The sequence below is a fragment of the Ochrobactrum sp. 19YEA23 genome (assembly GCF_029909865.1).
GTDB classification, from domain to species: domain Bacteria; phylum Pseudomonadota; class Alphaproteobacteria; order Rhizobiales; family Rhizobiaceae; genus Brucella; species Brucella gambitense.
In genome coordinates, this window is sequence record NZ_JASAMQ010000001.1 from 596,668 (window position 1) to 611,288 (window position 14,621).

Genomic DNA, 14,621 nt, shown 5'->3' on the forward strand with positions numbered 1-14,621 from the left:
TCAGCCTCCCTGCATCGGGGCCAGAACTTCGATGCGGTCGCCAGCCGACAAGGTCGCGGCTGCGCGCTCGTCGCTGGCCACGAATTCACCGTTCAGCGCGGTTGCAACAATCGCTTCATCCAGTTCGATCTCGGTCAGCAGCGCCGCCAGATTGGCGGCTGCCGTGGTGATGACTTCACCGTTGAGCACGATCGTCATGCATAGTCCTCCACAAATTCGGGCATGGTTTCGGGCGTGGTCGCGGCCGCAACCGCCATGCGTGCCACGGCGGGCGAAAGCAGGAAGCCATGGCGGTAAAGCCCGTTGACATAGATGGTTTTGCCACGCCGTCGCACGCGGGGCAGGTTGTCTGGAAAGGCGGGGCGCGCATCGACGCCGGTTTCGAGAATCTCCGCTTCGCCGAAGGCCGGATGCAGGGCGTAAGCCGCGCTCAAAAGCTCCAATGTCGAGCGCACGCTGATGCCACTGCGCTGATCGCTTTCGATCATCGTCGCGCCGATCATGTGCACGCCGTCGCCGCGCGGCACGATGTAGAGCGGAATGCGTGGATGCAGGAGACGCACAGGCCGCGAAAGGTTGATGTCACGCGAGCGGACAACCAGCATCTCACCTTTGACACCGCGCAGATCGGGCAGCACATCGCGGGCGCTAAGACCGCGGGCATCGACGATAATATCCGCGTCGATCTTCGCTGTGTCCGCTTCCGTATTGAGGTGGAACACGACGCCTTTTCTTTGCAGGTTTCCGGCCAGTTCAACCAGTGTCTTGCGCGGATCGAGATGGCCTTCGCGTGCGAAGAACAGGCCCTGCCGGAAACGTCCGGCGAGATCGGGTTCCAGCGCATCGATGCGTTCACTGTCTATTGTGTCGAAGGCTTCCGTGCGGCGGGCGAAGCGGCGCAACTCGCTGGCGTCGCGGTTGTGCGACAGAACCAGCGTGCCTTCGCGCTTGACGCCGGAGACGTGCTTTTCCCACCAGCCGATGGCTTCCTGACCGAGCCGTACCACAGGCTCCTCGGCGCTTTCGCCCTCGCACCATGGCGCCAGCATGCCGCCTGCAAGCCAGGAGCAGCAGTCGGAACCGATCTGCGGGCTGCGGGCAATCACCGTGACGGCGTGGCCCTGATCGGTGAACTCGGCGGCGGTGGCAAGACCGGCGACACCCGCTCCGATGATGGTGACGCGCATCACGCAATCTCCTCCGTGCGGGTTTTCCAGAGGTCATGGAAATGGTGCACCGGCCCATGGCCGTGTCCGATCTTCAATGTGTCGGCAGCGCGGATTGCCCCTTGCAGATAGGTGTGGGCTGCAAGCACCGCTTTTTCGAGCGGCAGGTTTTTGGCAAGCTCTGCCGCAATGGCCGAGGAGAGCGTGCAGCCTGTGCCATGGGTGTTGACGGTCCGGATGCGTGGCGCTTCGATACGCAGCGTCGGCTGATCGCGGCGAACGAGCAGGTCGACGCAAATTTCGCCTTCGGCATGCCCGCCCTTCATCAGAACGGCTTTCGCGCCGAGTTCGAGCAATGCGCGGCCCTGCTGTTCGGCGTCTTCATCGTCGAGCGCCAGACCGCAGCCGAGCAGGCAGGCCGCTTCAGGCCGGTTGGGAGTCAAAAGCGTTGCGAGCGGCACCAGTTTCTGACGCAAAAGCGCAATGGCGTTTTCGCTCAAAAGCCGGTCGCCCGACTTGGCCACCATCACCGGATCGAGCACGATAGGGCCTGAAAAATGGGCAAGTCCGCGCGCAATGGCATCGATGGTTTCAGGCACGGACACCATGCCGATCTTCACCGCAGCCACGTCGAGATCGCTGAAGACGGCGTCTATCTGCCCAGCGACGATGGCGGGCGGGATGTCATGCACCGCGCTCACCGTACAGGTGTTCTGCACGGTCACAGCGGCAATGACGCTCGCGCCATAGACGCCGAGCGCCGAAAATGTCTTGAGGTCGGCCTGAATGCCAGCACCGCCGCCACTGTCGGAACCGGCAATGGTCACACAGATGGGGGGCACGCAGATGGGCGCAGACCGTGTCTGGTCATTGTTGGATTTGGTTCGGGAGAAACTATGTTTCTGGTTCATCGTATCGTCTCTCATTCCGAACGGAAAGATGAGACGCCATGAACCTGTATGGAGCATAAGCTCCGAGTGGGATGAACCCTGTCCGCGACGCGTCAAACTCCGTTCCCTACGCAGGTATTACCCGGATCAGGTTCAATGGGTTAACGCGAGAACGCGCCTCTCAGCCTCTTTCGAGGCACCCCAACGAATTTTGCATCCATAGGCATAGGCCGGAAGTTTTGAACGGTCAAGCAATCTTCAGTGGATGTGGGGTCACTTCCCGGTGACGGCAGCTGCGATAAAATAAGATCATCAGAAAAAACTAAATGAGCGCCTCCTTCATATATGGTTTGTTAAAACCATTGGTCGTATTGTCCCTGCGGGGAAGTGCGTCCTGGTGGCGGTCCCCGCCTGTTTGTTCGTGCCTGTCTGGTCATGAACTCATGCGGAATATGATGTTCCAGTGAGAGGTTTTATTGGCTAATTTAGACTGACGGCATGTGTCGGCTTGGGGCAAGGGGTGTATAATGGCGAAGCGGAAAGCCGGTCCGGCAGAGGCGGGAGGCTCCATGGCGAGCACATCCCAGCAGGATTTCCGTATTCTGTTCACCACCCATCCGACGCCAATGTGGGTCTATGATCCGCAGACCCTCGGCTTCATCATCATGAACGACGCAGCCTATGCGCTTTACGGCTACACGCCCGACGAGCTGCCGGGCATGACCGTACTTGATATCCGTCCGCATACCGAGCGCGAGCGCATGCTGAGCGCTGTTCGTGATCGTAGCGATCTGGAGCGCCCGGAGCGCTGGCAGCACCGGCGCGCCGACGGCGAAATCATCGAAGTCCTGACCTACGGGCGTGAGGTGCAGTTCGATGGCAGGGAAGCCATTCTCGCCATCGTACAGGACCGGACCGAACTTGCCGAAGCCAACCGGCAGGCGATCCATGCCCAGTCTTTGCTCGATAGCCTTGTCAGCAATCTGCCGCTCGGCGTGTTCATCAAGGACATGCAGGATGAGGGGCGTTATGTGCTCTACAATCAGGCGGCCTCGCAGGCGAGCGGCAAGGCGGTCGAGACGGTGGTCGGCTTTACCGACGCCCAACTGATGACGGATCTGGAGCGCCGCCAATATGCGCAGCAGGATCGTCAGGTGATGAGCAAGGGCGAAGCGCTGAGCGTTGAATATAAAACCCATCACGACGATGGAACCCTGCGTATTCTGCGCGTGATCAAGAGTTCCATTCCGCCGATTGACGGCGCTTCGCCGCGCTATCTGATCGGCCTGATCGAAGACGTCACCGAACGACGCGAAATCGAGGCGCGCATGGCCCATATCGCCATGCATGACAGCCTCACGCGATTGCCCAACCGTGCCTATTTCTCCCATCATGTGGAGGAATTGCAGAAAAAGGGCGGTGATGCGGAGCCATTTGCACTTTTCTATATCGACATCGATCATTTCAAGAGCATCAACGACAATATCGGCCATCAGGCAGGCGACCAGCTTTTGCAGCAGGTGGCCGAGCGGTTGCGCCAGATCACCACGAGCGACCAGTTCATCGCACGGCTCGGCGGCGATGAATTCGCCGTCATCTACCGCAGCGGGACTGTTGGCCAGATCGCCATGTTTGCGGATCGGGTACTTTCGGCGTTTCAGGAACCGTTCAAGCTCGGCGACAATTCCGAATTCGTCACCTGCAGCATGGGCATCGCGCAGGCGCCGCTGCATGGCGATAATTCCGACGTACTGATGCGCAATGCCGATCTGGCGCTTCACGCATCGAAATCAAGCGGCAGGCGCAGCTTCCATTTCTACCAGCACTCGCTGCGTCTGGCTGCTGAAAAGCGCCACATCATGACGAGCGAGCTGCGTCAGGCGCTGTCGTCCCAACAGTTCGAACTGCATTATCAGCCGATCTTCAATCTGGAGAGCGGGTTGATTTCCGGTTTCGAAGCACTGATCCGCTGGCGTCATCCCGAACGCGGGATGATTTCCCCGGCGGAATTCATTCCGCTTGCGGAAGAAACCGGATTGATCGGCCCTATCGGTGACTGGGTGCTGTTGGCTGCCTGCCGCGAAGCGGTTTCCTGGCCGGAGGACATCAAGGTCTCAGTCAATCTGTCGCCGGTCCAGTTCAGCCAAAGCTCGCTGTTGCACTCTGTAACCGATGCGCTGGATGCCGCCCGCCTGTCGCCAAACCGGCTCGAACTGGAAATCACTGAATCGGTGTTTCTGTCCAACAGCAAGCACAATATCGAATTGCTGTTCGAGTTGCGCCGCCTTGGCGCTCGTATTGCCATGGACGATTTCGGCACCGGCTATTCCTCGCTCAGTTATCTGCGCTCCTTTCCGTTTGACAAGATCAAGATCGACCGCAGCTTCGTATCCGGGATCGAAGCGGATACGCGCGATCTCGCCATCATCCAGGCGGTGGCCACGCTGGGCGCTGGTTTCAACATCGTCACCACCGCCGAAGGCGTAGAAACAACACAGCAGCTTGAGCGCTTGAGAACCGAGCGTTTCGGCGAAGTGCAGGGCTTTCTGACCGGTCGCCCGATGCCGGCCAGCGATGTGCAGGCCTTTATCCAGAGCAATAATGGCACTGGCCTCACCATGCCCGCAGCCCATAACCGGCTGCCAATCTGACCGGAAACTCCGCCACCACTACACCGCATTGCCGCTTCCAAAAAAGTGCTTGACCTTCCAACGGTGGGAAGGAGTACTTATATGGCAATTCAGAAATCTAGCCTCTCCGGAGGCGTGAAGAGAGGCCGCTAAGGGTCTCGAAGAGGATTGCCATGAACAAGCCCGTCGATCACGAATCCATCAGCTTTCCCGTTCCCGTGGAAGGCATGAGCTGCGCATCCTGTGTCTCCTCGGTCGAAAAGGCCGTGTCGAAGGTCGCAGGCGTCGACAAGGTTTCCGTCAATCTGGCCACTGAGCGCGCCGACGTGACCTTCAAGGGCACGCCAGATCTGCCTGCCGTCATCGATGCCATCCGCAAGGCAGGCTACGAGGTTCCGTCCGGCAGCATCGATCTCGCCATTGAAGGCATGAGCTGCGCCTCCTGTGTCAGCAAAGTCGAAAAGGCGCTGAATGCGGTGCCGGGCGTGACACGCGCCAGCGTCAATCTGGCGACCGAGCGTGCGCATGTGGAACTGGCCGGACAGGTCGAGACCGCCGAACTGGTCAAGGCCGTCGAGAAAGCCGGTTACGAGGCGCGGTCGCTGAACGATCACACCGACGAAGCACCAGCCGAAACCCAAAGCGAAAAGCGCGATGCCGAAGCTGCTGAATTGAAAAAGAGCGTTCTGCTGGCGGCAGTTTTGACCCTTCCGGTCTTTGTACTGGAAATGGGATCGCATCTCATTCCCGCCGTCCATATGTTCGTGATGGACCGGGTCGGCATGCAGAACAGCTGGTATCTGCAATTTGTACTGACCACGCTTGTGTTGTTTGGACCGGGCCTGCGCTTCTTCAAGAAGGGCATTCCGGCGCTGCTGCGCGCAACACCGGATATGAACTCGCTGGTTGTTGTCGGCACGCTTGCGGCCTGGGGGTTCTCGCTTGTCGCAACCTTTCTGCCGGGCATTTTGCCCGCGGGCACGGTCAACGTTTATTTCGAGGCGGCGGCGGTCATCGTCACGCTGATCCTGATCGGGCGCTATCTTGAAGCGCGCGCCAAGGGACGCACCAGCGCGGCCATCAGCCGTCTGGTCGGCTTGCAGGCCAAGTCGGCCCGGGTGGTGCGCGACGGCGAGACGGTCGATGTGCCGCTCGAAGACGTGCGCGCAGGCGATATCGTGCAGGTGCGCCCTGGTGAAAAAGTGCCGGTTGACGGTGAGGTCATCGAAGGCTCGTCCTATGTCGATGAATCGATGATTACCGGCGAGCCGGTGCCGGTCGCCAAAGACAAGGGTGCGGAAGTGGTCGGCGGCACCATCAACAAGACGGGTGCTTTCACTTTCCGCGCCACCAAGGTTGGCCGCGACATGGTGATCTCGCAGATCATCCGCATGGTGGAGGATGCGCAGGCCGACAAGCTGCCCATTCAGGCCAAGGTCGACAAGGTGACAGGCTGGTTCGTGCCCGCCGTCATGGCTGCCGCCGCGCTGACCTTCGTGCTCTGGCTTGCCATTGGCGGCACCGCGATGCTCGGCTATGCGTTGGTCAACGCCATTGCCGTGCTCATCATCGCATGCCCATGCGCAATGGGATTGGCAACCCCCACGTCGATTATGGTTGGCACTGGTCGTGCGGCAGAGTTCGGTGTTCTGTTTCGCCGTGGCGATGCCCTGCAAACCTTGCGTGATGCAACGATTATCGCTGTCGACAAGACCGGCACACTGACCCAGGGCAAGCCCGCACTGGCGCATTTCGCAACGGTCGACGGTTTCGACAGGCAAGAACTTCTGGCGCTGGTGGCAGCTGTCGAGGCTCGTTCCGAACATCCGATTGCCGACGCCATCGTGACGGCTGCAAAGGAAAAGGGGCTGAAGCTTGCCGACGTGACGGCTTTCGAAGCGGTACCGGGCTTTGGTCTCAAGGCGACGGTATCAGGGCATGAAGTCGCCATCGGCGCTGACCGCTATATGGCCAAACTCGGTCATGATGTGGCGGTGTTTGCCGAGGATGCAAAGCGTCTCGGCGATGAAGGCCAATCTCCGCTTTATGCCGCCGTTGACGGTAAGCTTGCGGCCATCATCACGGTCGCCGACCCGATGAAGGAAACCACGCCAGCGGCCATCGCTGCCCTGCATGAGCAGGGACTCACTGTGGCGATGATCACCGGCGACAACCGCCGCACTGCGCAGGCCATAGCCAAGCGGCTCGGCATTGATGAAGTGGTGGCGGAAGTGCTGCCGGACGGCAAGGTCGAAGCGCTGAAGCGGCTTTCGGCTGGCGGCAAGCGTATTGCTTTCGTCGGTGACGGCATCAACGATGCCCCGGCGCTGGCAGCAGCAGATGTTGGCATTGCCATTGGCACCGGCACGGATATTGCGATTGAAAGCGCGGATGTGGTGCTGATGTCAGGCGACCTGCGCGGTGTTGCAAACGCCATCGCGATATCGAAAGCGACAATCCGCAATATCAGCGAAAACCTCTTCTGGGCCTTCGCCTATAATGTGGCGCTCATTCCTGTCGCTGCCGGTATTCTCTATCCCTTCACCGGCACTTTGCTATCGCCGGTTCTGGCGGCGGGCGCGATGGCGCTGTCGAGCATCTTCGTGCTCAGCAATGCGCTGAGGTTGCGCCGGTTCCAAAGCCCACTCGGCTGACCAGCACAGCAATTCAAACGAACTCCCAAGCAAAGGCGGCTCTCACGAGCCGCCTTTTTTAGTTTCCTCTGGATTTATTTTATTTCTGCCTAATGTTTAATATAGGCAGAGAGCTCCGCTGCGTTCGAAACGCAACGGCGCTCCCACCCATCAGGACTTCTCGCATTCAATGTTTTCCGTGCATTCGGGCTCAGGCACGGCGGTCTGCAGTCACACTTGAAGGGGTAATCTTTTGCTTATTTCCTTGACCTCTATCGTCCTTTTACTGGTTGGGCTAGCGCTCGGCTGGGGCGGTATTCAGCTCGTTACCCTGGGGGGCAGCTGGTACTACATCATTGCGGCTGTCGGCTTTTTGCTGACAGCCGCTCTCCTCTTGAAAAGAAGCGCGACGGCTCTGTGGCTCTATGCGCTGATCGTGCTCGGCTCTCTGGGCTGGGCCGTCTATGAAGTCGGCTTCGACTGGTGGCAGCTGGGCGCGCGCGGCGGCATTATCGTGCTGCTTGGCCTCTGGCTTTTGACCCCGTGGATCCGCAAGCCGCTGAATGGCGGGCAAGGTGGCGGCGGTCTGCCGCTGACGGTCGCAAGCGTGATTGCGCTTGCCATTGCCGGCTATTCCATGACGCAGGACCCCTACAATATTGCGGGTAGTCTCCCGACAGACAAGGTTGCGGCAACACCGGACCTGGGCGGCAATGTGCCGGACGGTGAATGGCACCAATATGGCCGCACGCCCTATGGCCAGCGTTATTCGCCGCTGTCACAGATCACGCCGGACAATGTCTCCAAATTGCAGGTTGCCTGGCAATACCAGACCGGTGACGTGAAGCAGCCGCAGGATGTCGGCGAAACCACCTATCAGGTGACGCCGCTCAAGATTGGCGACTCGCTTTATCTCTGCACGCCGCATAATTGGGCCATTGCGCTCGACGCCGCGACCGGCAAGGAAAAGTGGAAGTTTGACCCGAAAGTCGGCTTCAACACCGACCGCCAGCACCAGACCTGCCGTGGCGTGAGCTACTGGAAGGACTCCAATGCAACGGCTGGCGCCAAATGCGCCGAGCGGGTCTATCTGCCGACCTCGGATGCCCGCCTGATCGCGCTTGACACGGCAACTGGTGAAATCTGCACCGATTTTGCCAATGGCGGCACGCTCGATCTCAGCCATGGCATGAAGTTTAATCCGGCCGGTTATTATTACTCGACCTCACCTCCGGCTGTTGTTGGCGACAAGATCATTGTCGGCGGCGCCGTCAATGACAATTACTCGACGGAAGAACAGTCGGGCGTCATCCGCGCCTTCGATATCCGCACAGGCCAGCTTATCTGGAACTGGGATTCGGGCAATCCGGACGTCACGACGCCGCTGCCGGAAGGTCAGTTCTACACGACGAATTCGCCCAATAGCTGGTCGGTCTCCAGCGTGGACGAAAAACTCGGCCTGATCTTCGTGCCGCTTGGCAATCAGGTGCCTGACCAGCTCGGCATGGGACGCAGCGAAAATGTGGAGAAATATTCCTCCTCCATCGTCGCACTTGATGTGAATACGGGTCAGGTGAAGTGGGTGCGCCAGACGGTCCATCACGATCTGTGGGATATGGACGTTCCGGCGCAGCCGGTTCTGCTCGACATCAACGGCACGCCAGCGCTGGTCGGCCCGACCAAGCAGGGCGACCTTTATGTGCTCGACCGCCGCACCGGCGAGCCGATCATTCCGATCAAGGAAATCCCGGCCCCGACCGGCACCATCCCGGAAGATCATTCGTCGCCGACGCAGCCGATCTCCGATCTGACCTTCAGCCCGCCAGCATTGCACGAAAGCGATATGTGGGGCGTGACGATGTTCGATCAGCTCGCCTGCCGCATCAAGTTCCACCAGCTGGCTTATGAAGGCCGCTATACGCCGCCGTCGCTGAAGGGCACCATTGTCTATCCGGGCAATTTCGGTGTCTTCAACTGGGGCAGTGTGGCCGTTGATCCGGTGCGTCAGGTCATGTTCGGCATGCCGACCTATCTGGCCTTCACGTCACGCCTTGTTCCGCGTTCGGAAATTCCGCCGAAGGGGCAGGATGAGAAGGGCAGCGAACAGGGCCTGAACCGCAATGATGGTGCGCCTTATGGCGTCTTCATGGGACCGTTCCTCGGCCCGCTTGGCATTCCGTGCCAGACCCCGCCATGGGGTTATGTTGCGGGCGTTGATCTGCGAACCGGCAAGACCGTCTACAAGCATCGCAATGGCACCATTCGCGATATGGCCCCGGTTCCGCTGCCGCTGAAAGTTGGAGTGCCGGGCATCGGTGGTCCGATGATCACGGCAGGCGGCGTTGCCTTCCTTGGCGCGGCTGTCGACGATTATCTGCGCGCCTATGACCTGACCAGCGGCAAGGTACTCTGGGAAGCGCGTCTGCCCGCAGGCGGACAGGCGACGCCGATGTCCTATACGGTTGGCGATCAGCAATTCGTGCTGATGGTTGCCGGTGGGCACGGCTCGATCGGCACCAAGCCGGGCGATTATGTCATCGCCTATACGCTGCCGAAGAGCTAAGCTCATCGGGAGTTGCAATAAAAACGCCGGGAGAAATCCCGGCGTTTTTCATCTGAAGGTGTGGATAGGTCAGACCTTGCTGTGCAGCAATTCGCCCTTGCGCGCGGCGGGACGCTTGCGCGGCTCGGCGGCATTTTCTGCCAGCTGGTGGATAATCGGGCAATCGGGGCGATTGTCGCCATGGCAGTTCTTTGCCAGATGGCGCAGTGTGTCGGCCATTTCCTGAAGCTGGAGCATCTTGGCTTCCAGCTCCTCGACATGAACGAGCGCGACCTTCTTCACATCGGCGGATGCGCGGTTGCGGTCACGCCAGAGCGCCAGCAGTTCCTTGATCTGTTCAACCTGAAAACCGAGATCGCGGCTGCGGCGGATGAAGCGCAGTGTCTCGACATCTTTTTGTGTGTAGACGCGATAGCCGGAATCCGTGCGATCAGCAGCCTCGATAAGCTCGATGGTTTCATAATGGCGGATCATCTTCGCCGATATGCCTGATGCTGTGGCTGCCTGCCCGATATTCATTCCGTTCCTCGCCCAATGTTGGTTTAACACGATATAGGAGCGCAATATGGCTATTCAAAGGGGTACGGGCCGGTTCAGGCGTCTCTTCCGGCCTGTTTCATGAGATAATGTTCGAGGGTTTGAAAGCCGTCGAAGATCAGAATGGCCAGCGCCGCGACGACGAGACCGCCTTGCAGCACGAAAGCGAGGTTGTTGGAGATGAGACCGGCAATGATCACTTCGCCAAGCGTACTGGCTGCGACCGTCGAACCGATGGTGGCGGTGGCAAGGCCGATGACCGCCGACAGCCTTATTCCGGCAAGGATGACGGGCATGGCAAGCGGCATTTCAACTTTGACCAGACGCTGCATTCCCGTCATGCCCATGCCGCGTGCTGCTTCCACAACGGGCGCGGGAAGGGTGGTCAGCCCGGTCAGTGTGTTTTCGAAAATCGGCAGAAGCCCATAGAGAAACAGCGCGATCAGCGTCGGCTTGTCGCCGAAACCGAAAACCGGCACAGCAAGCGCCAGAACCGCAACGGGTGGAAAAGTCTGGCCGATATTCACCAGACTGCGCGAAAGCGGCAAAAACTCCGCGCCTTGCCGTCTGGTCACGAAGATCGCCATGGCGACCGCAACCAGTGTCGATATCAGGGTGGCCAGCGCCACCAGCCCCAGATGCTGCAAGGTCAGCGTCATCAGATTGGCGCGGTCATAGATGACGGGCGCGCCATCGCTGACCAGCGGGCGGAAGAGGGGTTCGAACAGATGCGGCTGCATCAGAAAAAGCAGCAGCACCGCCAGAAGCGCCAGCCGGGGAATGATGGAAACGAACAGCCTCATGCCGGGCGTTCCGCTTTCCGCAACAGTCTTTCCAGCGTCACGCGACCGAGCGGCCTGCCGTCGCCATCGAGAACCGGCAATGCATTGCGACCCGACCATAAAAGCTCGGCCAGCGCATCGCGTTGCGAGGCGGAGACGGGCATGGCGTCGCCGCTGGCGTCACCCGGTTGCAGGACCGTTTTCAGATCGGTCAGCGAGAGCAGGCGGAACGGGCGCTCGCCGGTGCCGACCAGCCTTTCGACGAACTCCGTCGCAGGCCGCGCCAGAATTTCCGCAGGCGGGCCATATTGCAAAAGCTTGCCGTCATCCATGACCGCTATATGGTCGCCAAGCGAAATCGCTTCCTCCATATCATGCGTGACCAGCAGGATCGTGGTGCCGAAACGGCGCTGAATGGCCTTCAGGTCTTCCTGCGCCTTGGCGCGGATGACCGGGTCGAGCGCGCCGAAAGGTTCGTCCATCAGCAATATGTTCGGTTCTGCCGCCAGCGCCCGCGCGACACCAACGCGCTGCTGCTGGCCGCCCGAAAGTTCCTGCGGATAACGGTCGTGATAGTCCGCCGGTTCAAGCTGAAACAGATCAAGCAATTCATCGACGCGGGCATTGATCCGCTGTTTTGGCCAGCCGAGCAGAACCGGCACGGTGGCGATGTTTTCCGCAACTGTGCGATGCGGAAAAAGCCCGTGCTGCTGGATGACGTAACCGATCCGCCGCCGCAGGGCGTGACCCGGCTCGTCCATATTGCTGTGCCCGTCGATCCGGATTTCGCCTTCGGTCGGCTCGACAAGGCGGTTGACCATGCGCAGCAAGGTGGTCTTGCCCGAACCGGACGTGCCCACAATGGCCGCAATACTATGCGGCTCGACGGAAAAGCTGACCGCATCCACCGCAGCCCGGCCATTATAGCGCTTGGTAATCCGGTCGAACTCGATCATTGCGCGGTTCCTTTCCCGGCGATTTCAATGGCGGCGTCGAGCAGAACGGCAGCGCCGAAGGCCAGCAGAACCGTTGGCAGCGCGCCGAGTAGCACGAGATCCATGGCTGTCTGCCCGATCCCCTGAAAGACGAATGTGCCGAAACCGCCGCCGCCGATCAGCGCGGCAATGGTCGTCAGGCCGATATTCTGCACCATGACGATGCGAATGCCGGTGAGGATGACCGGAAACGCCAGGGGAAACTCGGTCTTGAACAGTCGTTGCAGGCGCGTCATGCCCATGCCGCGTGCGGCATCGCTGACGGGTTCTGGCACCTGCGCAAGTCCCGCCACAGTGTTGGCGACGATGGGCAGAAGTGAATAGAGAAACAGCGCGACAAAGGCGGGCGCTGCACCAATGCCGCGAATGCCAAGACTTGCCGCCCATGGCGCGTTGGCGGCAAGCCAGCCCAGCGGCGCGATCAATATGCCGAACAAGGCCATCGACGGGATCGTCTGAACGATGTTGAGGCTGTTCAGCACCAGACCGCGCAGCCGCGGCACGCGATGGCAGATAAGCCCGAGCGGAATGCCGATGACCGTTGCCGCGACAAGTGAACCGAGCGCCAGTTCCACATGACGGCGGGCTTCGTTCCAGAAACTGTCGGCGCGGCTGAGATATTCCTTCATGAAGGAGAGATTGTCCCACAGCCCCGAGGCGAGCAGCGCATAGAGAAGAAGGGCAGCGAGTGTCAGCAAACCCACCCGCACCAGCGGTCGCACTTGCAGGCGCACCAGAGCATCGGCGACTGAAATGCCGCTGGTGAAGAGCAGCAGCCAGAAGCCCGATGCGGGTGGAATGCGTGCGTAATTGTTGCCAGCGGGTGAAAGATACGTCGCCGCAAGCCCTATCGCGATCAGCATGGCGGCAAGTCCGACAAGGCTTGCACCGAGCCGCAATATGCGGCCCTTTGCAAACAGGGCGACCAACAGCCACGCAACGACAATGACAAGCAGCAGAGCGGCTTCACCGACGGGCAACGCGTCGAGCAGAAAGCGCGGTTCGCCCTGAACGATGCGGTTGGCGCGGAAGGTGGCAAACGGCAGCAACAGCCCGGCGATGGCCAGAACGGTTATGACGAGGCCAAGCCTGTCGACGCGACTGAATAGCGAGACCTTTTCAGCTTTCGCGGAATGGGAATGAGGGACTGCGATTCTATCCGGCAAAGGGTCGCCTTTATCCGCCTATTTCAGAAAGCTGTTCTTCTTCAGGAAGTCCTCGGCGACCGCCTTGGCCGGTTCACCGCCGAGCTGCACGCGACCGTTCAGTTCCTGAAGCGTGGTCAGGTCGAGCTTTGCGAAAACCGGCTTCAGCAGTTCTTCGATCTTCGGGTTCTTTTTCAGCACGTCTTCGCGGATGATGGGGGCGGGCTGGTAGACCGGCTGCACATGCTTGTCGTCTTCAAGCACCACAAGCCCGGACGGCGCAATGCCGCCATCCGTGCCATAGACCATTGCCGCATTTGCGCCATTCGTCTGGTTGGCGGCGGCGGCAATGGTCGCAGCCGTATCGCCGCCAGACAGTGTGATAAGCTGATCCTGCTTCAGCGTGAAGCCATAGGCGGTCTGGAAAGCGGGCAGGGCCGCAGCCGAATTCACGAATTCCGACGAGGCGGCCAGAATGACCTTGCCGCCGCCGGACGTGTATTTGCCAAAATCGCTGAGGCTGGCGAGCTTGTTCTCGTCGGCCACGTCCTTGCGCAGCGCAATGCCCCAGGTGTTGTTGGCAGGCGAAGGAGACAGCCAGACAATCTTGTTGGCGTCGTAATCGAGCTTCTTTGCCGTCTCAAACGCCTTGGCCGGGTCTTTCCAGAGCGGATCATCCGCCTTGTTGAAGAAGAAGGCCGCATTGCCGGTATATTCGGGATAAATATCGATCTCACCGGCCACGATGGCCTTGCGCACCACCGGCGTTGCGCCGAGCTGGATGCGGTCGGTCGTCTGAATGCCGTTGGCGTTGAGGACGGCGAGAATGATGTTGCCGAGCACGCCGCCTTCCGTGTCGATTTTGGATGAAACGACAACCTGTGATTGCGCCGGACTGGAAAGTCCCGTCGCGCCGGCAAGCAGGGTGATTGCGATGGCTGCGCCTTTCAGAAGACCTCGGTGTGACATATTCCTCGTCCCATATCGCTTATTTGTGTTCCTGATAAACTATAGCGCGACCGCAAAAAGGAAACCTTGGGTGGAACCGGCTCCTGACAGCTGTCTGTCAGGAGGGCTGGCGGCGCGGCGCGAAACGGCATGAAATCACGGGCGCGACCGGCTGCCATCGGGGAGGTACGCGCGCGGTTTGCCTATGTCGCGAAATGGTGCGCATGTCGTATTTATGGCGTCTTTTGACGCAAGCCTGCTGTCGGGTTTTCACAGGACACAATAGAAATATGATCAAAGGCTTCGTATGTGCCGTCAGGGCGCATGCGGTC

Annotated in this window: 11 protein-coding genes and 1 riboswitch; of the genes, 3 read left to right on the forward strand and 8 right to left on the reverse strand. The window is 59.9% G+C overall.

From position 1 onward, the window contains the following. From thiS to thiD, 3 genes are read right to left on the reverse strand one after another with little or no spacing between them, the layout of a single operon-like run. On the reverse strand, nucleotides 1-198 hold the full coding sequence (gene thiS / locus QBD01_RS02680; RefSeq protein WP_280991499.1) for a sulfur carrier protein ThiS: 198 nt from the start codon (nucleotides 196-198) through the stop codon (nucleotides 1-3). Next, nucleotides 195-1,187 (reverse strand): glycine oxidase ThiO, encoded by a 993-nt coding sequence (gene thiO, locus QBD01_RS02685; protein WP_280991500.1) that lies wholly within the window; start codon nucleotides 1,185-1,187, stop codon nucleotides 195-197. The genes thiS and thiO overlap by 4 nt, the downstream gene beginning before the upstream one ends. Then, nucleotides 1,187-2,077, reverse strand: coding sequence for a bifunctional hydroxymethylpyrimidine kinase/phosphomethylpyrimidine kinase (gene thiD / locus QBD01_RS02690; protein WP_280991501.1), 891 nt, complete (start codon nucleotides 2,075-2,077; stop codon nucleotides 1,187-1,189). Before thiD ends, thiO begins: the two co-directional genes overlap by 1 nt. A gap of 86 nt (nucleotides 2,078-2,163) precedes the next feature. After that, a riboswitch (TPP riboswitch) is annotated at nucleotides 2,164-2,270 on the reverse strand. 412 nt (nucleotides 2,271-2,682) lie between these two features. Here thiD and QBD01_RS02695 point away from each other — a divergent pair. From QBD01_RS02695 to QBD01_RS02705, 3 genes are all read left to right on the forward strand, one after another. Then, nucleotides 2,683-4,707 (forward strand): putative bifunctional diguanylate cyclase/phosphodiesterase, encoded by a 2,025-nt coding sequence (locus QBD01_RS02695; protein WP_392391315.1) that lies wholly within the window; start codon nucleotides 2,683-2,685, stop codon nucleotides 4,705-4,707. A gap of 152 nt (nucleotides 4,708-4,859) precedes the next feature. Continuing rightward, complete coding sequence (locus QBD01_RS02700; RefSeq protein WP_280991503.1) at nucleotides 4,860-7,340, forward strand: heavy metal translocating P-type ATPase; 2,481 nt, start codon at nucleotides 4,860-4,862, stop codon at nucleotides 7,338-7,340. A gap of 232 nt (nucleotides 7,341-7,572) precedes the next feature. Further along, complete coding sequence (locus tag QBD01_RS02705) at nucleotides 7,573-9,882, forward strand: glucose/quinate/shikimate family membrane-bound PQQ-dependent dehydrogenase (protein ID WP_280991504.1); 2,310 nt, start codon at nucleotides 7,573-7,575, stop codon at nucleotides 9,880-9,882. A 69-nt stretch (nucleotides 9,883-9,951) separates the two neighbouring features. On the opposite strand, the gene cueR is transcribed toward QBD01_RS02705, so the two are convergent. The 5 genes from cueR to QBD01_RS02730 form a co-directional block, all read right to left on the reverse strand. Next, the gene (cueR, locus tag QBD01_RS02710) at nucleotides 9,952-10,401 is read right to left on the reverse strand and encodes a Cu(I)-responsive transcriptional regulator (protein ID WP_113533713.1); all 450 of its coding nucleotides are present in this window, start codon (nucleotides 10,399-10,401) and stop codon (nucleotides 9,952-9,954) included. A 74-nt stretch (nucleotides 10,402-10,475) separates the two neighbouring features. Beyond that, nucleotides 10,476-11,222 carry an ABC transporter permease gene (locus tag QBD01_RS02715; RefSeq protein WP_280991505.1) on the reverse strand — a complete coding sequence of 249 codons (747 nt, stop codon included), beginning with the start codon at nucleotides 11,220-11,222 and terminating at the stop codon, nucleotides 10,476-10,478. Then, nucleotides 11,219-12,157 (reverse strand): ABC transporter ATP-binding protein, encoded by a 939-nt coding sequence (locus tag QBD01_RS02720; RefSeq protein ID WP_280991506.1) that lies wholly within the window; start codon nucleotides 12,155-12,157, stop codon nucleotides 11,219-11,221. Before QBD01_RS02720 ends, QBD01_RS02715 begins: the two co-directional genes overlap by 4 nt. After that, a complete protein-coding gene (locus QBD01_RS02725) occupies nucleotides 12,154-13,350 on the reverse strand; it encodes an ABC transporter permease (protein WP_280992094.1) in 1,197 nt (398 codons plus the stop codon). The genes QBD01_RS02720 and QBD01_RS02725 overlap by 4 nt, the downstream gene beginning before the upstream one ends. A 30-nt stretch (nucleotides 13,351-13,380) precedes the next feature. Further along, entirely contained in the window at nucleotides 13,381-14,310 is a 930-nt protein-coding gene (locus QBD01_RS02730; protein WP_280991507.1) for an ABC transporter substrate-binding protein, read from the reverse strand. Nucleotides 14,311-14,621 lie beyond the last annotated feature (311 nt).

Excerpts from the sequence above, each read along its gene's own strand:
- thiS (WP_280991499.1), bottom strand. The coding sequence starts at position 198 with ATGACGATCGTGCTCAACGGTGAAGTCATCACCACGGCAGCCGCCAAT.
- thiO (WP_280991500.1), bottom strand. The coding sequence starts at position 1,187 with ATGCGCGTCACCATCATCGGAGCGGGTGTCGCCGGTCTTGCCACCGCC.
- thiD (WP_280991501.1), bottom strand. The coding sequence starts at position 2,077 with ATGAACCAGAAACATAGTTTCTCCCGAACCAAATCCAACAATGACCAG.
- QBD01_RS02695 (WP_392391315.1), top strand. The coding sequence starts at position 2,683 with ATGTGGGTCTATGATCCGCAGACCCTCGGCTTCATCATCATGAACGAC.
- QBD01_RS02700 (WP_280991503.1), top strand. The coding sequence starts at position 4,860 with ATGAACAAGCCCGTCGATCACGAATCCATCAGCTTTCCCGTTCCCGTG.
- cueR (WP_113533713.1), bottom strand. The coding sequence starts at position 10,401 with ATGAATATCGGGCAGGCAGCCACAGCATCAGGCATATCGGCGAAGATG.
- QBD01_RS02715 (WP_280991505.1), bottom strand. The coding sequence starts at position 11,222 with ATGAGGCTGTTCGTTTCCATCATTCCCCGGCTGGCGCTTCTGGCGGTG.
- QBD01_RS02720 (WP_280991506.1), bottom strand. The coding sequence starts at position 12,157 with ATGATCGAGTTCGACCGGATTACCAAGCGCTATAATGGCCGGGCTGCG.
- QBD01_RS02730 (WP_280991507.1), bottom strand. The coding sequence starts at position 14,310 with ATGTCACACCGAGGTCTTCTGAAAGGCGCAGCCATCGCAATCACCCTG.